18 protein-coding genes are annotated in these 18,450 nt (G+C 65.9%); 10 read left to right on the top strand and 8 right to left on the bottom strand.

What is annotated here, in order from left to right:
- Nucleotides 1-22 precede the first annotated feature (22 nt).
- On the top strand, nucleotides 23-871 hold the full coding sequence (locus tag KF796_17170) for an alpha/beta hydrolase (protein MBX3588367.1): 849 nt from the start codon (nucleotides 23-25) through the stop codon (nucleotides 869-871).
- Between the two features lie 9 nt (nucleotides 872-880).
- On the opposite strand, the gene gloA is transcribed toward KF796_17170, so the two are convergent.
- The gene (gene gloA, locus KF796_17165) at nucleotides 881-1,291 is read right to left on the bottom strand and encodes a lactoylglutathione lyase (GenBank protein ID MBX3588366.1); all 411 of its coding nucleotides are present in this window, start codon (nucleotides 1,289-1,291) and stop codon (nucleotides 881-883) included.
- A gap of 121 nt (nucleotides 1,292-1,412) precedes the next feature.
- Here gloA and KF796_17160 point away from each other — a divergent pair, with 121 nt between their 5' ends.
- Nucleotides 1,413-4,910: a hypothetical protein gene (locus KF796_17160; GenBank protein ID MBX3588365.1), complete on the top strand. Its 3,498-nt coding sequence runs from the start codon at nucleotides 1,413-1,415 to the stop codon at nucleotides 4,908-4,910.
- Nucleotides 4,911-4,923: 13 nt separating this feature from the next.
- Here the strand turns inward: KF796_17160 and KF796_17155 are convergent, their stop codons facing one another.
- Nucleotides 4,924-5,493: a PaaI family thioesterase gene (locus KF796_17155; GenBank protein MBX3588364.1), complete on the bottom strand. Its 570-nt coding sequence runs from the start codon at nucleotides 5,491-5,493 to the stop codon at nucleotides 4,924-4,926.
- Nucleotides 5,494-5,532: 39 nt separating this feature from the next.
- On the opposite strand from KF796_17155, the gene KF796_17150 reads away from it, so the two are divergent.
- Together KF796_17150 and KF796_17145 are read left to right on the top strand one after the other, a co-directional pair.
- Nucleotides 5,533-6,006 carry a winged helix-turn-helix transcriptional regulator gene (locus KF796_17150; GenBank protein MBX3588363.1) on the top strand — a complete coding sequence of 158 codons (474 nt, stop codon included), beginning with the start codon at nucleotides 5,533-5,535 and terminating at the stop codon, nucleotides 6,004-6,006.
- Nucleotides 5,996-7,225, top strand: coding sequence for an MFS transporter (locus tag KF796_17145; GenBank protein ID MBX3588362.1), 1,230 nt, complete (start codon nucleotides 5,996-5,998; stop codon nucleotides 7,223-7,225). Before KF796_17150 ends, KF796_17145 begins: the two co-directional genes overlap by 11 nt.
- 16 nt (nucleotides 7,226-7,241) lie before the next feature.
- Here the strand turns inward: KF796_17145 and KF796_17140 are convergent, their stop codons facing one another.
- On the bottom strand, nucleotides 7,242-7,793 hold the full coding sequence (locus KF796_17140; protein ID MBX3588361.1) for a J domain-containing protein: 552 nt from the start codon (nucleotides 7,791-7,793) through the stop codon (nucleotides 7,242-7,244).
- 104 nt (nucleotides 7,794-7,897) lie between these two features.
- On the opposite strand from KF796_17140, the gene KF796_17135 reads away from it, so the two are divergent.
- Nucleotides 7,898-8,668 (top strand): SDR family oxidoreductase, encoded by a 771-nt coding sequence (locus KF796_17135; protein MBX3588360.1) that lies wholly within the window; start codon nucleotides 7,898-7,900, stop codon nucleotides 8,666-8,668.
- A 47-nt stretch (nucleotides 8,669-8,715) separates the two neighbouring features.
- On the opposite strand, the gene KF796_17130 is transcribed toward KF796_17135, so the two are convergent.
- The 5 genes from KF796_17130 to KF796_17110 are packed head-to-tail and all read right to left on the bottom strand — an operon-like array spanning nucleotide 8,716 to nucleotide 13,770.
- Nucleotides 8,716-9,549 carry an SDR family oxidoreductase gene (locus KF796_17130; protein ID MBX3588359.1) on the bottom strand — a complete coding sequence of 278 codons (834 nt, stop codon included), beginning with the start codon at nucleotides 9,547-9,549 and terminating at the stop codon, nucleotides 8,716-8,718.
- Nucleotides 9,546-10,184: a 2-dehydro-3-deoxy-6-phosphogalactonate aldolase gene (locus tag KF796_17125; GenBank protein ID MBX3588358.1), complete on the bottom strand. Its 639-nt coding sequence runs from the start codon at nucleotides 10,182-10,184 to the stop codon at nucleotides 9,546-9,548. The genes KF796_17130 and KF796_17125 overlap by 4 nt, the downstream gene beginning before the upstream one ends.
- On the bottom strand, nucleotides 10,181-11,092 hold the full coding sequence (locus KF796_17120) for a 2-dehydro-3-deoxygalactonokinase (protein ID MBX3588357.1): 912 nt from the start codon (nucleotides 11,090-11,092) through the stop codon (nucleotides 10,181-10,183). The genes KF796_17125 and KF796_17120 overlap by 4 nt, the downstream gene beginning before the upstream one ends.
- Nucleotides 11,089-12,027, bottom strand: a complete 939-nt coding sequence (locus tag KF796_17115; protein MBX3588356.1) for a sugar kinase — start codon at nucleotides 12,025-12,027, stop codon at nucleotides 11,089-11,091. The genes KF796_17120 and KF796_17115 overlap by 4 nt, the downstream gene beginning before the upstream one ends.
- Nucleotides 12,028-13,770 (bottom strand): dihydroxy-acid dehydratase, encoded by a 1,743-nt coding sequence (locus KF796_17110; protein ID MBX3588355.1) that lies wholly within the window; start codon nucleotides 13,768-13,770, stop codon nucleotides 12,028-12,030.
- Between the two features lie 67 nt (nucleotides 13,771-13,837).
- Here KF796_17110 and KF796_17105 point away from each other — a divergent pair, with 67 nt between their 5' ends.
- The 5 genes from KF796_17105 to KF796_17085 all read left to right on the top strand — a co-directional run bounded on the left by KF796_17105 (nucleotide 13,838) and on the right by KF796_17085 (nucleotide 18,436).
- Entirely contained in the window at nucleotides 13,838-14,581 is a 744-nt protein-coding gene (locus KF796_17105; protein MBX3588354.1) for a FadR family transcriptional regulator, read from the top strand.
- 22 nt (nucleotides 14,582-14,603) lie between these two features.
- Nucleotides 14,604-15,152 carry a TRAP transporter small permease gene (locus KF796_17100; protein ID MBX3588353.1) on the top strand — a complete coding sequence of 183 codons (549 nt, stop codon included), beginning with the start codon at nucleotides 14,604-14,606 and terminating at the stop codon, nucleotides 15,150-15,152.
- A complete protein-coding gene (locus KF796_17095) occupies nucleotides 15,149-16,447 on the top strand; it encodes a TRAP transporter large permease subunit (protein MBX3588352.1) in 1,299 nt (432 codons plus the stop codon). Before KF796_17100 ends, KF796_17095 begins: the two co-directional genes overlap by 4 nt.
- A 45-nt stretch (nucleotides 16,448-16,492) precedes the next feature.
- Nucleotides 16,493-17,503 carry a TRAP transporter substrate-binding protein gene (locus KF796_17090; protein ID MBX3588351.1) on the top strand — a complete coding sequence of 337 codons (1,011 nt, stop codon included), beginning with the start codon at nucleotides 16,493-16,495 and terminating at the stop codon, nucleotides 17,501-17,503.
- A 147-nt stretch (nucleotides 17,504-17,650) separates the two neighbouring features.
- Complete coding sequence (locus tag KF796_17085; protein ID MBX3588350.1) at nucleotides 17,651-18,436, top strand: transglutaminase domain-containing protein; 786 nt, start codon at nucleotides 17,651-17,653, stop codon at nucleotides 18,434-18,436.
- Nucleotides 18,437-18,450: the final 14 nt, after the last annotated feature.

Genomic DNA, 18,450 nt, shown 5'->3' with positions numbered 1-18,450 from the left:
TCTGTTTCAACAGGGCGGCTGGATGATCGCCGCGGTTTTTTTGATGCTGGGCCTCGCGGCCCCCGCCGCCCTGGCGGGTGATGCGGCGCCGGCGCCTGCGGACAAGCAGGCAACTGCCGTGCGCGTCCTGCGCGACGTGGCCTATGGCGCTGATGCGCGGCAGCGCTTTGACGTGTATCTGCCGGCCAAGCCCGCCGGCCCGGTGCTCTTCATGGTCCACGGCGGGGCCTGGGTGGTCGGTGACAAGGCGGCGGCGGGGGTGGTCAGGAACAAGGTGGACCACTGGGTCAAGCAAGCCGGCTATGTGCTGGTGTCGACCAACTACCGCGTGCTGCCCAGGGCGGCGCCGCTGGAACAGGCCCGCGATGTGGCCCGCGCGTTGGCGTTGGCGCAGAAGAAGGCGGCTTCATGGGGCGCGGACCCCGGGCGCTTCGTGCTCATGGGGCATTCGGCGGGTGCGCATCTGGTGACCCTGCTGAACGCGTCTCCCTCGCTGGCCACCGAGCTGGGTGCCCGCCCCTGGCGCGTAGCGGTCAGCCTGGACAGCGCGGCACTGGATGTCGAGCAACTCATGCAGGCGCCCCACCCGCGGCTGTACGACCGGGCCTTTGGAAAGAATCCCGAGGACTGGCGCGCTGCCTCGCCTTACCGCCAGCTCACGGCTGCGGCCCCACCGCTGCTGATGGTGTGCTCGAGCCGCCGTCGCGAAGCCTGCCCGGAAGCGCATCACCTGGAGCGCAAGGCGTCCACGCTGCATTTGCGGATCACCATCTGGGAGCAGGACCTGTCGCATGGCGACATCAGCAGCACGCTGGGCGCGCCGGGCGAGTACACGCGGTCGGTTGCCCTGTGGATCAGGTCGAACCTGTGAAGCGGGCGCTCAGCGCAGCCCCGCTCCCGACGCGAACTCGGCGCGCTGGATCAGCTCGATCTTGTAGCCGTCGGGATCGGTGACAAAGGCGATCACCGTGGTGCCGCCCTTGACCGGACCGGCCTCGCGGGTGACGTTGCCACCGGCGGCCTTGATTCTTTCGCAGGCCGCCTGCGCGTCGGGAACACCCAGCGCGATATGGCCATAGGCCGTGCCCATCTCGTAGCTGTCAACACCGTGGTTGTAGGTCAGTTCGATCTCGGCATGGTCGGGGTTGTTGCCATAGCCCACAAACGCCAGTGAGTATTTGTATTCGGGGTTCTCTGAAGTGCGCAGCAGCTTCATGCCGAGCACCTGGGTGTAGAAGTCGATGGAGCGCTGGAGATTGCCAACGCGCAGCATGGTGTGGAGGAGTCGCATGGCGCGATTATGGTGCTGGGGCCATCAACCCCATGAGGGAAGAGGAATCGCCAGGAGCGGATAAATTCAGTTACATAATACGGTCTTAAATAAATACATTCTTCTGCATTCAGGGCGCGATATGACGGGCATCCAGGCGATCAGAGCCGCATTGCGGACGGCGACGGACTTGGCTTGGATGGCATGGCGGCGACGAACTGACGAAGCACGCGGCGTTCTGGGTCGTACACTCCTGGTTTCGCTGGTCGGCATCGTTGCCGCTTGTGGTGGGGCTTCACAGGACACTTCGCAGGTAGCCAAGGAAGTCAGCACGGCAGCGCCCATCGCCGCTACACCGCAAAGCGATGTGGACGCGTGGAATGCGGCACGCAAGCCTGACGCAGTCGCGTCCTACATGCCGCCGCCAGAGACTGTTCCCCAGGAGTCCACGCAGCGTTTGCGGGGCGCGCGTCCATCGGTGCGCCAGCCAGCCAGGGTGGCATTGCCTGCCCTGCCCTCCGAGCGGCGCCATGCCGTGCTGTCCATGCCACGGGAACCGGGCGTTCCGCGCCTGGTGGCGCAAGGGCGTGCCAGTTCGACCACCCACGAAGCAGCAGATGTCGCGCAAAAGCTGATCTGGGAGATGCGTCCCGGCGGCGTCCAGGTGGCGGCCCTGCAAATGTCCAGTCCCGGGGCCTCCGGCTTGCGCATGGGCGTACGGGTTGACCAGTTGCCTGATCAGGCCCAGTTGCGATTTGTGGGAGCCGACGGTGTTCTGGAGCATGTCTTCACGGCGATCGAAGTCAAGGAAGTGCTCAAGCGGAACCGGGATGCGGGTGATCTGCGGGACTTTGCCCGTGTCTTCTGGTCGCCCTACATGGACGGCGACACCCTGACCGTCGAGTTCGAATTGCCGGCAGGCGCCGAGCCCAGCCAGATATCGGTGGCCGTGCCGCTGCTGTCTCACTTTTTTGAATCCCCGTCGGCCTCGCCTGATATCAACGAGCCGCGGATCGGTGAGTCGGCAAGCTGTCATGCCGATGTCTCGTGCTACGCCGAGTCGGGGCTGAGCAACGCCACGGCCAAGATGGTGTTCACAGCAGACGGCGGCGGTTCTTACCTTTGCTCCGGGACGCTTCTCAATGACCGGGCGAGCAGCGGGACACCCTATTTCCTGTCGGCCAACCATTGCATCTCCAAGCAATCGGTGGCCTCCACGTTGCAGACGTTCTGGTTTTACCGTTCAACGTCCTGCAACAGTGGACGGCTTTCCGCGTCATCGGTTTCGCGCAGTGGTGGCGCCACCCTTTTGTACTCCAGCGCAAGGACCGACACCTCGTTCATGAGGCTGGGCTCAACGCCGCCACCCGGCGTGATCTACGCCGGGTGGTCAGCGTCAGGTCCTTCCGTGGGCACAGGCATCACGGGGGTGCATCATCCCGCCGGGGACTTGCAGAAAGTCAGTTACGGTTCTCTCAGCGGCTACAAGACCTGCTTGGTGACCAATCCCACCACGGGAGGGTTTACCTGCCAGAACTCCAACCTTGCGGCCAGCACGTTCTTCGATGTCCTTCTCACCACGGGGACCACCGAGGGGGGTAGCAGTGGTTCGGGTCTGTTTGCCAATGTAGGAGGCTTGGGCAAGGTGCTGGTGGGCCAGCTCTACGGTGGCAGTTCAAGCTGCAGCAATCGCAGCGGGACCAACATCTATGGGCGATTTGATGTGGCCTACAACGCCGCACTGAATCTATGGCTGGATGCCGCCGGCAATCCCACGACCTATGTGCTGTCCGTGGCCAAGCAGGGCACGGGCGACGGCACAGTGGCCTCGGTGCCCGGTGGCATCAGCTGTGGCGGCGCTTGCTCCGCGTCGTTTGGTGCGGGGACCCAGGTCGTTTTGACGGCGTCGCCCGCCGCAGGGTCGACTTTCGGAGGCTGGAGTGGCGCCTGCACCGGCACGCAGTCGAGTTGCGTGGTTTCGATGGCGTCAGCCAAAAATGTGGTTGCCAGTTTTGTCGGGCCATCCATCTCGCTGGCCACGGCGCTGGACAACAGTGCCCTGACCTGGAGCACCGGTGGCAACGCGGCTTTTTTTGCACAGACCGCCGCCTACACGACTGGCGGTTCGGCAGTTCGTTCAGGCGGCCTCGCAGACCTGCAAAGCTCCAGCCTGTCGACCGTGGTTGCCGGTCCGGGCCAGTTGTCGTTCGACTGGAAGGTCTCATCCGAGGCCGACTACGACTTTCTCACGGTGTCGATTGACGGCGTCGCGCAGTACCGGATCAGCGGTGAATCCACATGGATCACCACAGTGCTCAACATACCCGCTGGGTCGCATGCCGTGAAATGGGAATATGCCAAGGATGCCTTCGTGGCAGACGGCGAGGACGCGGGGTGGGTTGATCATGTGGTCTATGCCCAGACGGCAGCGGCGGTCAGCGCGCTGCGCAATGGTGATTTCGAGGCGGGTGGCCAGGGGTGGGTGGCCTCGTCTTCACTCATTGTGTTGCAGCCTCCCTCGCGCATCCCGCCCGTGTCCACAGGCAGCACCCGGGTGGCCTGGTTCTGCGGTTACAGCGGTTGCCTGGACACGCTGTATCAGGACATCTCCATTGCGTCCGGCGCCAGCAGTGCCCTGCTGTCGTTTTCCTACTATGTGGAGACCCTGGAATCAACGCTCAGCCGTGTGTACGACTACCTGACCGTGGAGATTCGAAGCGTTGCCAGCTCAGCCCGCCTGGCATTGCTCACCACGATCTCCAACTTGTCAACGAAGAATCGGTGGCAAACCTTCTCGGCCGATCTCTCGGCCTACGCCGGGCAGACCGTGAGGCTTCTATTCACGGGCATCTCGGATCTTTCCTTGACGTCATCCTTCTATGTTGACAATGTGTCGCTGAATGTCGTCTCAGGAGCGCCGGTAACAGGCGTGGAGCCGCAAAACGGCTGGTGGTGGAATGCCTCCGAGGGAGGTCGCGGCTTTGCGATCGAGCGCCAGGGCACCAAAATCTTCATCGGTGGTTTCATGTACGAGACGAACGGCGTCGCCACCTGGTACGTGTCGACGTTGACGCGCCAGGCCAACGGCAGCTACACCGGTGAATTCACGCGTTATGCCGGGGGGCAGACCCTGACGGGAAGCTTCCGCTCTCCGTCGTCCACATCGAAGGTCGCAGACCTTGTCCTGAACTTCAGCGCCTCCACGTCGGGTACCTTGGTTGTGACTCCCGTGGGAGGAACGGCAAGCACCATCAGCCTCCAGAGATTCCCGATCTCCACGCCCACATCGTTCGCAACGTCGAATGCCGCGTTTGAAAGCGGGTGGTGGTGGAACGCGGAGGAACCAGGCCGTGGCTATTTCATTGAAGTCCAGGGCAACCAGGCTTTTTTGGTGGTCTTCACCTATGAGGCTTCTGGCCAGCCCACCTGGTATGTCGCCAATGGCAGTCTGGCGGGCAGTCAGGGGCTCTCGGGCGTCTTGCAGCAGTACGGGAATGGGCAGTCCCTTCAGGGGTCCTACCGGACTCCCAGTCTCGCGGCCAATCCCGGGAGCCTCTTCTTCGTTTTCAGTTCAGCCAAGGCTGGCTCACTGGTGCTGCCGGATGGCCGCTTGATCAACCTGAACCGCTTTACCTTCTGAGCCCTGTAGGCAGTCAGCGTTTTAATTCGGCCGGCAATTCAAACACTAGGCAGGTCGTGGTGGCATGCGCGTACAGCGTGCCATCGGGCCCGGTGATGCGGGCTTCTGCCGTGGCCAGCTGGCGGCCGCAATGCAGCACCTTGCCTTCGGCGCGAACGCGCGGGGTTTTCTGCGGGTTGATGGCACGCACGAGGTTCACACCGAGTTCGGCCGTGGTGTACCCGCGGCCCACGGGCATCATGGTATGCACGGCGCAGCCCAGGGCCGAGTCGAGCAGGGTGGCGTACCAGCCCCCGTGAATGCCACCCATGGGGTTGAGGTGGGCGGGGCCGGGCGTGCCCTGGAACAACGCACGGCCTTCGTCGACTTCCATGAGCTGGAAATCCAGCGTGCGGGCAATGGGGGGCCATGGCACTTCCCCGCGCAGCATGGCCTGCATGACCTGCAGGCCGGTCTTGCCGGCGATCTGCGCCGGGGTGGCCACGCCGGGACCCACGCCGCCGTCAAGCCGGGCCACCACTTCACGTTCCTGGGCCAGCCAGGATTCAAGCTGATTCATTGTCGTCACGGGCTTTTTCTCCATAAACTTGCATATGCAACAGTTGCAGGTACAATAATTTACATGAACACCGCTGTCAAGTCCGAGGCCGACAGGCCCCAGGGTTGCACCAACATCAAGCTGCGCCAGCTGATGCGCCGCGTGGCGCGGCATTACGACGCGGAGGTCGGCAAGACCGGGCTGAAGGGGACGCAATATTCGCTGCTGTCCTATGTGTACAAGCTGGGGCCCCTGCGCCCGGTTGATCTCGCGCGCGAAATGAAGATCGACGCTTCCACGCTTAGCCGCAACCTCCGGCCGATGATCGCCGCCGGCTGGCTGGCCCAGGACGAGGGCGCCGACGGACGCAGCCATCTCGTGAGTATCACGCCCGCCGGTCGCGAAAAGCGTCAGGAGGCGCAGCGCCGCTGGCGCGTGGCACAGGAGGGCCTGAACGACCTGCTCGGTGCGGCCAACGTGGTGGCGCTGCACGCGCTGATTGACCTCAGCCTGGCGCGGCTTGCGCCGATCGAAGATGGAGAAACCCATGACGAATGATTCACGGCGCGGCGCCCATGCCGGGCTCTGGCTGGTGCTGCTGGCGGCTGCCGGCACCTTTGCCCTGACCATGGGCACCCGCCAGACCATGGGGCTGTTTCTCAGCCCGCTGAACACGGCCACCGGCCTCGGGCTGGGCAGCATCAGCCTGGCGTTCGCGTTCGGCCAGCTCTGGTGGGGCCTGACGCAGCCTTTTGCAGGCGCCATGGCCGACAAGATCGGGGCCGGACGGGTGCTGTTTGCCGGCGCGCTGCTGGTGGCCCTGGGCACCTTCATCACGCCTTACATGACCACCACCTGGGGCCTGATCCTGGCCATCGGGGTGCTGTCGGCCGGCGGTGCGGGCATGGCGGGCCCCGCGGTGCTGATGGCGGCCACCACGCGCCTGGTGCCGCCCGAGCGGCGCGGCCTGGCCACCGGCGTGGTCAATGCGGGGGGCTCGTTTGGCCAGTTCGTCATGGCGCCCATCGCGGCCGCGCTGATGGTGGGGCTGGGCTGGGCCAATGCCATGCAGGTGCTGGGGCTGCTGGTGTTGCTCTGCCTGCCGGCGGCCTTTCTGCTCAAGGGCAATTCAATGCAGGCCGCGCCGGCCGGGCAAAAGGTGGTGGGCACGCGCGAGGCCATTGGCACGGCGCTGCGCCATCGCAGCTACGTGCTGCTGGGCCTGGGCTTTTTTGTCTGTGGCTTTCACGTGGCCTTCCTGGCCACGCACCTGCCGGGCGTGATTGCCTCGTGCGGCCTGCCCACGCAATGGGCCGGCTGGTCGCTGGCCATGATCGGCCTGTTCAACATCATCGGCAGCGTGGCCATGGGCTGGGCCGTGGGGCGCTGGCGGATGAAGTCGCTGCTGTCGCTGGTGTATGCGTCGCGTGCGGTGGCCGTGATCGTGTTCCTGCTGGCGCCCAAGACCGGGCCGGTGATGCTGGTCTTTGCGGCGGTGATGGGCCTGACGTTCCTGTCCACCGTGCCGCCCACGGCCGGGCTGGTGGCCAAGTTCTTCGGTCCCGCGAACATGGCCACGCTGTTCGGCATTGTCATGCTCACGCACCAGATCGGCGGCTTCCTGGGTGCCTGGCTGGGAGGGCGGGTGTTTGAGGCGACCGGCAGCTACAACCTGGTCTGGTACGTCGACGTGGTGCTGGCCGTGGGGGCGGCGCTGATTCACCTGCCCATTCGTGAGGCGCGGTTGCCGGCGCGCGGTGCGATGGCTGCAGCCTGAACGCGTTCGACCCGCGTCATCGCTGGGGCGTGGCGCGCTGCGCCGGTGCCAGCACCCCGTCGCGGACCAGCCGGGAAACGGGGTCGTCGGCCAGGGGCACGGCGCGCGCCTCGGGGGCCTGCCAGGGCTTGATTTCAGGGGCGGCGACGGCGTTGACCGGCTCCACGGGCAGTGTGGCGGCGGCTGCAGGGCCCGGCACGTAGGTGGCGCGTTGCGGCGCCAGGGTGCGAAGTGCGATGAAGCCCAGGGCCAGCAGGATCACGCACAGCGTCGCGCACAGCACATACCAGGGCCATCCGCCAATGCCCAGCGGCGCAATGGGCACCACGCGGCTGCCCTGGACCGCGGCGTCCATGTCGCTGTCGTAGGCGGTGCGCCGGCTGGCATCGGACAGCACTTCATACGCCCGGTTGATCTGGGCCATGATGGCGGCCGCATCGCCCTTGCCACGGTACTTGTCGGGGTGGAACTTTTGCGCGCGGCGGCGGTATCCGGTGCGGATGTCGTCCGCCGTGGCCTCGCGGCCCACGCCCAGCAGCTCATAGAAAGTGGCGGCACGTCGCGTCATGCGCCGCAGTGTAGCGCTGCCCGCGCATGGGCGACAACATGTCGCCTGCGCGGCAAACATCACGGCAGCCTGCGCCGATACTGGTGCCCTGAAGGAGACTGACCATGGAATTCAAGGGCAAGGTAGCCATCGTGACCGGTGGCGCCAGCGGCATCGGGCGGGGCCTGGCGCTGCGGCTCGCGCAGGACGGTGCGCGAGGCGTGGTGGTGGCCGACGTGAACCTGGAGCGCGCCCAGGGCGTGGCGGCCGAGATGGGGGGCGTGGCGGTGCGCTGCGACGTGAGCCAGGAAGCCGACATCCAGGCGCTGGTGGCCATCACGCGGGAGCGCTTCGGGCAGGTCGATGCGTATTTTTCCAACGCCGGGATTCTGGGCCGCCCCGGTGGCATCGACCTGGAAGACCCGCTGTGGGACAAGATGTGGCAGATCCATGGCATGGCCCATGTCTGGGCGGCCCGCGCGGTGATGCCCGAGATGGTGGCGCGAGGCGAGGGGGCGTTCCTGGTCACCGCGTCGGCGGCCGGGTTGCTGAACATCGTGGAGTCCGCGCCCTACGGCGTGACCAAGCATGCGGCGCTCGCCATCGCGGAGTGGCTGCGCATTGCCTACGGCCGCAAGGGCGTGCGCGTGGCCTGCCTGTGCCCGCAGTCGGTGCAGACCGACATGGTGACCGGCGATGGCGGCTCGGCCGGGCAGGACGGCATCCTCACGCCCGCGCAGGTGGCCGAAGCAGTCATGACCACCCTGAGGGACGAAAAATTCCTCGTGCTGCCGCACCCCGAGGTGCTGGATTATTTCCGCGGCAAGTCGCAGGACTACGACCGCTGGATCGGCGGCATGCAGAAGCTGTACGCCCGCCACATGCAGGGCAACTGAGCGGGGCCGGCGGCGCCGCAATGAGACGGGCTCGCCTTCAGGGGCGGCTAGTGGCCCGGAACGGGCATGGTGTAGTTCAGCGTCATGCGCCCGCCGTCCACCACCACGATCTCGCCGGTGATGTAGCTGGCGGCATCGCTCGCAAGGTACGCCACGGCGTCGGCAATCTCGAAGGGTTCGCCCAGCCGGCCCATGGGAGTGCGGCTCATGATGCGGGCCTTGGCCTCGTCGCTGGTCAGCACGGCTTTGGCGGCCAGTTCGGTGGCGATGGTGCCGGGTGCCACGGCATTGACCCGGATGCCCTTGTCGGCCAGTGCCAGCGCCATCACGCGGGTGAGCTGGTTGATGCCGCCCTTGCTCACGTTGTAGCTGGAAATGGTGGGAATGGTGAGCGTGCCGTTCACCGAGCTCATGTTGACGATGGCGCCCCGCACCGCGGCGCCGCCCGGGCCGGGCTGCCCTGGCGCGGCCGCCATGGCACGCGCGACGGCCTGCCCGACCAGAAACGAGCCCTTGAGATTGACGCGCAGCACGGCGTCGAAGTCGGCCTCGGTGACGTCCAGAAACTCGGCGGCCCGGAAGATGCCGGCATTGTTGACCAGTACATCAATGCGGCCATGCCGGGCGAGGGTCTGGGCCACGAGTGCATCGACCTGCGCCTTGTCGCCCACGTCGCAATGGATGTAGTCGGCGCCCAGTTCAGCGGCCAGCGCCTGGCCGGGGGCGTCGGCCATGTCCACGATCATGACCTGCGCGCCCTCGGTGGCGAAGCGGCGCACGCAGGCTTCGCCGATGCCCTGCGCGCCGCCCGTGACCAGGGCCACGCGGCCCTTGAGTCCAAACGAAACGGCGCTCGGGTTGATGGATGAAAGAGTGCTCATGTCCTGATGATACCGGCACAGCTTGCTACGAAATTCATAGCGTTCTCGTGCACCTGGGCGGCGCTCATGCCAGGCTTGAACAGGGCCGAGCCGATGCCGAAGCCGGCCGCGCCGGCGGCCAGGTAAGCCGGCAGGCTGGCGGGCGAGACGCCGCCCACGGGCAACATCCGCGTGCCGGCCGGCAGCACGGCGGCAAGTGCCTTGACCGCGGCCGGCGGGATCATCTCCGCGGGAAACAGCTTGAGGCCGCTGGCGCCGGCGTCGAGCGCGGCGAAGGCCTCGGTGGCGGTCATGACCCCGGGCAGGCAGACCATGCCCAGCCGCGCGGCCTCGCGCACCAAGTCGGCATTGAAATGGGGCGAGACGATGAGTTGCCCACCGGCGTCGCGCACCTCGCGCACCTGCTGGACCGACACCACCGTGCCCGCGCCCACCAGGGCCTGCGGAAACCGGGTGGCCAGCGTCGCAATGCTTTGCAGCGGCGAGGGCGAGTTCAGCGGCACCTCGATCGTGGGCCAGCCCGCGTCGACCAGGGCGGTGCCAATGGCTTCGGCTTCCAGGGGCTGCAGGCCACGCAGGATGGCGATCAGCGGCAGCCGGGCCAGGGCGGAATGAAGGCGGTCGTTGGCGGTCATGGGGTGTCTTCCAGTTGCTGTGCCACGGCGTGCAGGCCTTGCCAGGTGGCTTGCGGGCCCATGCAGTGGGCCTTCATGCCGCAACGCTCCAGTGCGCGCGCGTAGCGCTGCGTCAGCGCGGGCGCTCCCACCACCAGGACGGTGTCGCCTGGCGCGGCCTGGGACCGCAGCTCTTCGCCGATGACCAGGCCGGACAGGTAGCTGGGCAGGGCGGTTGCGCTCATCTTCCCGAACAGCGCCAGGGTGCGCGCGCTGAACGCCGTGGCCAGCAAACTGGTGCCGTTCAGCGCCCGGTCCACGCCCTGGTCGAACGCGGGCAGGTCAAGCGGCCCGTCCTCGGCCGCCATGGTGCGCGACAGGATCGAGTGCTGGCGTAGCAGCGCGAAGAACTCGCCCGTCATGAAGGTGCGAAAGCGCTCGATGCGCTGCCCGCGCACCGTGACCCACTTGCTGTGCGTGCCCGGCAGCACCACGGTGGCGTCGGCCAGACCCGCGATGCGCAGCGCGCCGAACACCTGGACTTCCTCGCCGCGCATCACGTCGGGGACGCCGTCGTGCTCGCAGCTCAGCCCCGGCACGAAGGCGATGCGCACATCGCCCGCCGGCCCGGGCAACGCCGGCAACCAGGCCAGCGACCTGGCGATGTCGTCAAATCCCGCGGGGCAGGGGCAGTAGGGGGTTTCCATCCAGCCCTGGCGGCTGCCCGCCATCCCCGATATCAGGCAAAAAGTGCCTGTAGTCCTTAGCCAGCGGCCACAGGTTGCTATGAATACCGTAGCAAACTGGCCGGGCGCCACGTTCAGGATGCCGTCCCCCGAGGTGCGCTCCTCCAGCACCTGGCCCTGGGCATCCAGGTGCGCGGCGCGCAGGGAACTGGTGCCCCAGTCCAGCGCCACCAGCGAATTCACAACAGGCTCTCCACCTGGTCGGGCCGGGGCAGGGGCGCCACCGCGCCAAAGCCCTGCACGGCCAGCGCCGCCGCCGCGTTGGCATAGCCGGCGGCGGTGAACACGCCATCACCCCGGGCCATGCGCGCCAGCAGGTTGCCGCAGAAGCAGTCGCCGGCCCCCGTGGCGTCCACCATGCGGGCGGCCTTGCCGGGAACCTGCTGGCGCTGCGTGCCGTTGCTGACCAGGGCGCCGCGTTCTCCGAGCTTGAGCACCACTGTTTCCGCGCCCAGTGCATGGCCCCAGGACACGACGGCGCCCGGGTCGGTCAGGCCGGTCAGTGCCGTGACGTCATCCAGGCTGGGCAGGAAGATGTCGCACAGCGCGATGGCTTCCTCGATGCTTGCGCGGGCCTTGTCGATGGGCCACAGCTTGAGCCGCAGGTTGGCATCGAACGACACCAGCGTGCCGGCCTCGCGGGCGGACTGCATGGCCGCGAGGACCGTCGCGGCCGCGCTGTCGGACAAGGCCAGGGAGATGCCCGACACATGCAGCACGCGCGACTGCGCCACCACCTGCCGCGGGCGGCCCTCAAACCAGGCCGGGGTCATGCGCGAGGCCGCCGAGCCCTTGCGCTGGTAGCCGAACTCATGGCCATGGCCCTGGGGGCCGTGGCCGTGCGTCACGAAGTACAGGCCCGTGGGCGCATCGTCAGCCACTTCAATCGCCTCGCAGTCCACGCCCTCGTGCCGCCACAGTTCCAGCAGGCGCTGGCCCGACCAGTCGTCGCCCACGCGGCTCAGGTAAGCCGTGCGCGCCCCTGCGCGCGCGGCGGCGATCACCGCGTTGCTGGTGTCGCCGCCAAAACCCTGCAAGTAGGTGGGCTCGCCGGCCCGTGTCTGGTTGAACTCCACCATGCCCTCACCCAGGGCCACCACATCAAAGTGCTTGTGCATTCAATGATTGTCCTTGGGCACAAAGGCGCCGCGCTGGCCCACGAGAAAGTCCAGGTCGGCGCCCTGGTCGGCCTGCAGCACGTGGTCAATGTAGAGCTTCCAGTAGCCGGACGTCAGCGCGGGTGGCGGCGCCGTCCATTGGGCCAGGCGCTTTTGCAGCTCCTCATCGCTGATCAGCAGCTGGAGTTTGCGCTGCGGTACGTTGAGCTCGATCAGGTCGCCATTGAGGACGATGGCCAGCGGTCCGCCGGCCGCCGCCTCGGGCGTGGTGTGCAGCACCACCGTGCCGTAAGCCGTGCCGCTCATGCGCGCGTCGCTGATGCGGACCATGTCGGTGATGCCTTTTTTCAGGACCTTGGGTGGCAGCGGCATGTTGCCGACCTCGGCCATACCGGGGTAGCCCTTGGGCCCGCAGTTCTTGAGCACCAGGATGCAGGTCTCGTCCACGTCCAGGTTCTCGTCGTCAATGCGCTTGTGGAAGTCGTCGCTGTCTTCAAACACCACGGCGCGGCCGGTGTGGACCATGAGCGCGGGCGTGGCGGCGCTGGGCTTGATGACGGCGCCGCGCGGCGCCAGGTTGCCGCGCAGGATGGCAATGCCGGCCTTCTCCTTGAAAGGTGCGTCGAATTTCTTGATCACGCGCGGGTCGTGGTTCTGCGCATCGGCAATGTTCTCGCCCACGGTCTTGCCGCTCACGGTGACGATGTCGCGGTGCAGCAGGTGCTGGATTTCCTTCATCACCACGGGCAGGCCGCCGGCGTAGCAGAAGTCTTCCATCAGGTGCTCGCCGCTGGGCTGCAGGTTCAGCAAACAGGGCAGTTCGCTGCCCAGCTTTTCAAAGTCGTCCACGGTGAGCTTCAAGCCCAGGCGGCCGGCGATGGCGATCAGGTGGATGACCGCATTGGTGCTGCCGCCAATCGCCGCCAGCGTGCGGATGGCGTTCTCGAAAGCCTCGCGCGTGAGGACCTGGCTGATGGTCTGGTCGGTGTGCACCATCTCGACAATGCGGCGGCCCGCGTTGCGCGCCAGCACGTTGCGCCGGCCATCCACGGCGGGATAGGCGGCGTTGCCCGGCAGGCCGATGCCCAGTGCTTCGACCATGCTGGCCATGGTGCTGGCCGTGCCCATGGTCATGCAGTGGCCGTGGCTGCGGTGCATGCAGCTTTCGGCCTCGAAGAAGTCGGCCAGCTTGAGGGTGCCGGCGCGCACCTGTTCGCTCATGCTCCACACGCCGGTGCCGCTGCCCAGCTCTTGCCCGCGCCATTTGCCGTTGAGCATGGGCCCGCCGCTCACGCCAATCGTCGGCAGCCCGGCGCTGGAGGCACCCATGAGGAGGGACGGCGTGGTCTTGTCGCAGCCCATGAGCAGCACCACGCCGTCGATCGGGTTGCCGCGAATGGACTCTTCCACATCCATGCTGGCGAGGTTGCGGTACAGCATGGCCGTGGGGCGCAGCAGGGTCTCGCCCAGGCTCATCACCGGGAACTCCAGCGGAAAGCCACCGGCCTCGTACACGCCGATCTTGACCTGCTCGGCCAGGGTGCGGAAGTGGCTGTTGCAGGGCGTGAGTTCGCTGAAGGTGTTGCAGATGCCAATGACCGGGCGGCCATCGAACTGGTCATGCGGCACCCCCTTGCCCTTGACCCAGCTGCGGTAGGCAAAGCCGTCGCGGTCCTGGCGGCCGAACCATTGCTGGGAGCGGAGTTCTTGGGGTTTCTTGCGTGGTTTGACGCTGTCAGTCATAAGGGTTAGTCCTGAATTGCATTTCATATTATCGTCATACCATTGCCGGCGACCGTCAGTACAAACCATGATCAAGAACGTCCACGGCAACACGGTAGACCACCTCGGCGAAGCCATCGTCGCGGGTCGCTATGGACCGGGCCTGCCCATCCCGCCCGAGCCCCTGCTGTGCGAGGAACTGGGGGTGAGCCGCACCGTCGTGCGCGAGGCGGTCAAGTCGCTGATCGCCAAGGGGCTGGTGACCTCCGGCCCCAAGGTGGGCACCCGGGTGTTGACCGAGGAGCACTGGAACTGGTTCGACCCCGACGTGATCATCTGGCAGTCCAAGGCCGGACTCACGCCCGAATTCCTGCGCGACCTGCAGGATCTGCGCCGCGTGATGGAGCCAGCGGCCGTGCGGCTGGCGGCCGAGCGCGCCACGGCCCAGGACATTGCTGAGATCGAGGCCGCCTTCGCCGGCATGAAGAAGGCGGTGGAGGAGGGCGGCGACTATGTCACGCATGACCTGCGCTTTCACCAGGGGCTGCTGCGCGCCTGCCGCAACCGCATGATCGTGCAGATGAGCAAGGCCCTGGGCGCGCTGCTGCGCACCAGCTTCGAGATTTCCACCACGCGCAAGGATGGGCCGAAGAACTCCCTGCCGTTGCACCGCGCCGTGCTCGATGCCGTGATCGCGCATCAGCCAGCCAAGGCCGAGAAGGCCATTCTGGTGCTCATTGATGGCGCCCGCGAGGACATCGAGACCGTGCTGGCCTCGCGTCGCAAGCTGCCACGCCTGAACATTCCCGCGCCGCTGCTCAAGGCAGGCTGATCGCATTCGTCCGGAGACTCCGTTGCGCCGACTCATTGACTATTTTTTCAAGCTGCTGGAACTGCTGGTGGTGCTGAACCTGCTGGCCATGGTGGTCATGGTGTTCGGCAATGTGGTGCTGCGCTATGGCTTCAATTCCGGCATCACCACATCGGACGAAATGTCCCGCTACTGCTTCATCTGGCTGACCTACATCGGCGCCATGATCGCCATGCGCGAGAAGGGGCATCTGGGCGTGGACACCCTGGTCAAGCACCTGCCCGTGATGGGCAAGAAGGCCTGCCTGCTGGTCAGCGAATCGTTGATGCTTTTCTGCAATGTGCTGTTCTTCATCGGCACCTGGAAGATGCATGAACTGCAGGTGACCAATGTCTCGCCCGTGGTGGGCATTTCCATGATCTGGATCTATGGCATCGGTTACCTGGTGTCGGTGGTCATGGGGCTGTTCAACCTGGACGTGCTGTACCGCCTGTTCACCGGGAAGCTGCGGGACGACGAACTGGTCCAGGTGGTGGACTCCGAAGACGTTCCCCACACCGCCGTCGCTGGAAGCACCGGGGGACGGCCATGACCATTGCCGTCTTTGTGTTCAGCCTGCTGGGGGCCATGGCCATTGGCATGCCCATTGCCTATTCGCTGCTGGTCTGCGGCCTGGCCTTGATGGCCTACATGGCCGGCACGGGCGCGCTGCCGGCCTTCGACAGCCAGATCCTGGCCCAGCGCTTTGTTGACGGGGCCGACAATTTCCCGCTGCTGGCGGTTCCGTTTTTCCTGATGGCCGGTGAGTTCATGAACGCTGGAGGCCTGAGCCGGCGCATCGTCAACCTGGCCATGGCCTGGGTCGGCCACTTCCGCGGCGGACTCGGCTACGTGGCGGTCCTGGCGGCCGTGATCATGGCGTCGCTGTCCGGCTCCGCGGTGGCCGACACGGCAGCCCTGTCGGCGCTGCTGATTCCGATGATGAAGCGGGCCGGCTACGGCTTGAACCGCTCGGCGGGCCTGATCGCCGCGGGCGGCATCATCGCGCCCGTGATCCCGCCCTCCATTGGCCTGATCATCTTCGGCGTGGCGGGCAATGTGTCCATCACCAAGCTTTTTCTCGCGGGCATCGTGCCGGGCATTCTCATGGGCGCGGCGATCGGCGTGACCTGGTGGTGGCTGGCGCGGCGGGAGGATGTGCAGCCCGCGCCGCGCATGGGCATGACCGAGCGGCTGAAGATCACCGCCGACGGCGGCCTGGCGCTCGCGCTGCCCGTGGTGATCCTGGGCGGCATGAAGGCCGGCATCTTCACGCCGACCGAGGCGGCCGTGGTGGCCGCGGTCTACAGCTTCGCGGTGGGCATGTTCATCTACCGGGAACTCAAGTGGTCCACGCTGTACGGCCTGATCCTGGCGGCGGGCACGACCACCGCCGTGGTGATGTTCCTGGTGGCGGCGGCCATGGTCAGCGCCTGGCTGATCACGGTGGCCAACATTCCGACCGAAGTGGCGAACCTGCTGGCGCCGTTTTCCGGCAACAAGACGATGCTGATGTTCGTGATGATGGTGATCATCGTGGTGGTCGGCACGGCGCTCGACTTCACGCCCACGGTGCTGATCCTTACGCCGGTGTTGATGCCGGTGGTCTTGCAGGCCGGCATTGATCCGGTGTATTTCGGCGTGCTGTTCATCATCAACAACGCCATCGGCCTGATCACGCCGCCCGTGGGCACCGTGCTCAACGTGGTGTGCGGCGTGGCGAAGATCAGCATGGACGATGCCTTCAAGGGCGTCATGCCGTTCTTCCTTGCCGAACTGGCCGTGCTGTTCCTGCTCGTGTTTTTCCCCGACCTCGTTCTTGTTCCACTGAAATGGTGGATGCATTGACGGGTTTTTCAATCCACTGACCTTATGACTCCAGGAGACAAAACCATGTTCAAACGCAGAACCCTCGTATCCCTGCTGGCCGGCGCTTCGCTGCTGGTGGCCAGTTCGGTCTTCGCACAGTTTGCGGAGCGCACCATCAAGTTCACCAACGGTGTGAACGAAGACCATCCCGTGGGCCTGGGCGTGAAGAAGATGCAGGAAGTGCTCGCGGCCAAGACGGGTGGCAAGATGAAGATCAATGCCTTCTGGGGTGGTTCGGCCGGGGGCGACCTGCAGGCCACGCAGGCCTTGCGCGCCGGCACCCAGGAGATGGTGTGCACCTCGTCCAGCCCGCTGGTGGGCATCGTCAAGGAACTGGGGGTGTTTGACCTGCCCTTCCTGTTCGCCAACGAGAAGGAAGCCGATGCGGTGCTCGACGGACCGGCCGGCCTGTACTTCAACAAGAAGCTCGAAGAAGCGGGCGTCGTGAACCTGGCGTACTGGGAGAACGGCTTTCGCAACCTGACCAACAGCAAGCACCCGGTGAACAAGGTGGAGGACTTTGAAGGCGTCAAGGTCCGTGTGATGCAGAACAACATCTTCCTGGACACCTTCAAGACCCTGGGCACCAATGCCGTGCCCATGTCGTTTGGCGAGGTGTTCACCGCGCTGGAGACCAAGACCATCGACGGGCAGGAGAATCCTTTCGTCACGATCGAGACCTCCAAGTTCAATGAAGTACAAAAGTACCTGTCCGTCACGCGGCATGCCTACACGCCTTTCCTGATCCTCTACAGCAAGAAGCTGTGGGACCAGCTGAGCCCGCAGGAGCAGGCCGTGCTGCGTGAAGCCGCCATCGAAGGCCAGAAGGTGGAGCGCGCGGCCAACCGCACGCTCAATGAAAAGTCGCTGGCCAGCCTCAAGACCAAGGGCATGCAGGTCAACGAGGTCTCGCCCGCGGAGCAAAAGCGCATGTTTGACCGTGTCAAGCCGGTGTACGACAAGAACGTGCCCACGATTGGTGCGGAAGCCGTGACCACCGTGCTCGATGCGCTCAAGAAGGCACGGGGCGGTTGACGCACATAAACCACAGACGAAACGGGCATGCTCGGTACAATTGTCTATACAACATTCGCAGTTCCGGGGGCATGCCGCCGCCGGGCAAGCGGACATGTCCTTGGTGGCACTTGCCGCGCCGGGATTCGCCGTTGGAGAGTCGTACCGTTGACCGTTCCGTTTATCCCGCCCGTGCCACCACCGGCGGCTGAATTGGAGGACCCGGGCCGCTGGCTGGGGTCCACCAAGCTGCTGGACTTGGAGGACCCCAAGCTTCGTCTTCGGGCCCGGGCGCTGACGCAGCTTTGCAAGAACGAACGCGAAAAGGCTCTGGCGATCTACGGCTTCGTCAAGCGCATCCCCTTTGGCAAACCCTTCAAGCTGCGGCTGCGCAGCCCGCGCGAGGTGATCGACGCGGGTCGCGGCGATGCGCCTGACAAGATCGTGGTGCTGGTGGCGTTGCTGCGCCTGGCGCGCATCCCGGCGCGCATCCGCTACCTTGAACTGCAGGGCGACATCCTGCGCGGGCTCACGTCCAACGTCACCAGCGCGGCCCGGCCCGTGGCCGAAATCTGGCTCAAGGGCCACTGGGTGCGCACCGACACCTACATCTTCGACGCGACCTACATGGCCGCGGCGCGCCAGCGCCTCAAGGACAACGACTGGGAGTGGGGTTTTGGCATTCACCGCCGGGCCCAGACCCTCTGGAATGGCGTGGACTCCGCGTACCTGGGCGGCATGCCCACCGAGCAGGACCCGATGGTGATCGCTGACCTGGGGGTGTTCCACGATCCACTCGAGTACGTGTCGTCCGAGGTGTACCGGGGCAACCATCCGCGCATCGCCCGGGCCGTGCAATGGAACATGCTCGCGCCCATGATGGACCGCGTGGTGCGGGACCTGCGCGAGGACATCGAGCGTCCGATCGCCGTGAGCGTCAAGAAACCCTCCTGACCCGCCCCTGCGAG

It is taken from the genome of Ramlibacter sp. (assembly GCA_019635435.1).
Lineage (GTDB): Bacteria > Pseudomonadota > Gammaproteobacteria > Burkholderiales > Burkholderiaceae_C > JAHBZM01.
This window is presented reverse-complemented; position numbering and strand designations above follow the sequence as displayed.

Bases quoted from the DNA above. Each gene is read 5' to 3' on its own strand.
- KF796_17150 (MBX3588363.1), top strand. From the start codon at position 5,533: ATGAACACCGCTGTCAAGTCCGAGGCCGACAGGCCCCAGGGTTGCACC.
- KF796_17105 (MBX3588354.1), top strand. From the start codon at position 13,838: ATGATCAAGAACGTCCACGGCAACACGGTAGACCACCTCGGCGAAGCC.
- KF796_17160 (MBX3588365.1), top strand. From the start codon at position 1,413: ATGACGGGCATCCAGGCGATCAGAGCCGCATTGCGGACGGCGACGGAC.
- KF796_17130 (MBX3588359.1), bottom strand. From the start codon at position 9,549: ATGAGCACTCTTTCATCCATCAACCCGAGCGCCGTTTCGTTTGGACTC.
- KF796_17090 (MBX3588351.1), top strand. From the start codon at position 16,493: ATGTTCAAACGCAGAACCCTCGTATCCCTGCTGGCCGGCGCTTCGCTG.
- KF796_17145 (MBX3588362.1), top strand. From the start codon at position 5,996: ATGACGAATGATTCACGGCGCGGCGCCCATGCCGGGCTCTGGCTGGTG.
- KF796_17135 (MBX3588360.1), top strand. From the start codon at position 7,898: ATGGAATTCAAGGGCAAGGTAGCCATCGTGACCGGTGGCGCCAGCGGC.
- KF796_17095 (MBX3588352.1), top strand. From the start codon at position 15,149: ATGACCATTGCCGTCTTTGTGTTCAGCCTGCTGGGGGCCATGGCCATT.
- KF796_17155 (MBX3588364.1), bottom strand. From the start codon at position 5,493: ATGGAGAAAAAGCCCGTGACGACAATGAATCAGCTTGAATCCTGGCTG.
- KF796_17170 (MBX3588367.1), top strand. From the start codon at position 23: ATGATCGCCGCGGTTTTTTTGATGCTGGGCCTCGCGGCCCCCGCCGCC.
- KF796_17140 (MBX3588361.1), bottom strand. From the start codon at position 7,793: ATGACGCGACGTGCCGCCACTTTCTATGAGCTGCTGGGCGTGGGCCGC.
- KF796_17110 (MBX3588355.1), bottom strand. From the start codon at position 13,770: ATGACTGACAGCGTCAAACCACGCAAGAAACCCCAAGAACTCCGCTCC.
- gloA (MBX3588366.1), bottom strand. From the start codon at position 1,291: ATGCGACTCCTCCACACCATGCTGCGCGTTGGCAATCTCCAGCGCTCC.
- KF796_17115 (MBX3588356.1), bottom strand. From the start codon at position 12,027: ATGCACAAGCACTTTGATGTGGTGGCCCTGGGTGAGGGCATGGTGGAG.
- KF796_17125 (MBX3588358.1), bottom strand. From the start codon at position 10,184: ATGACCGCCAACGACCGCCTTCATTCCGCCCTGGCCCGGCTGCCGCTG.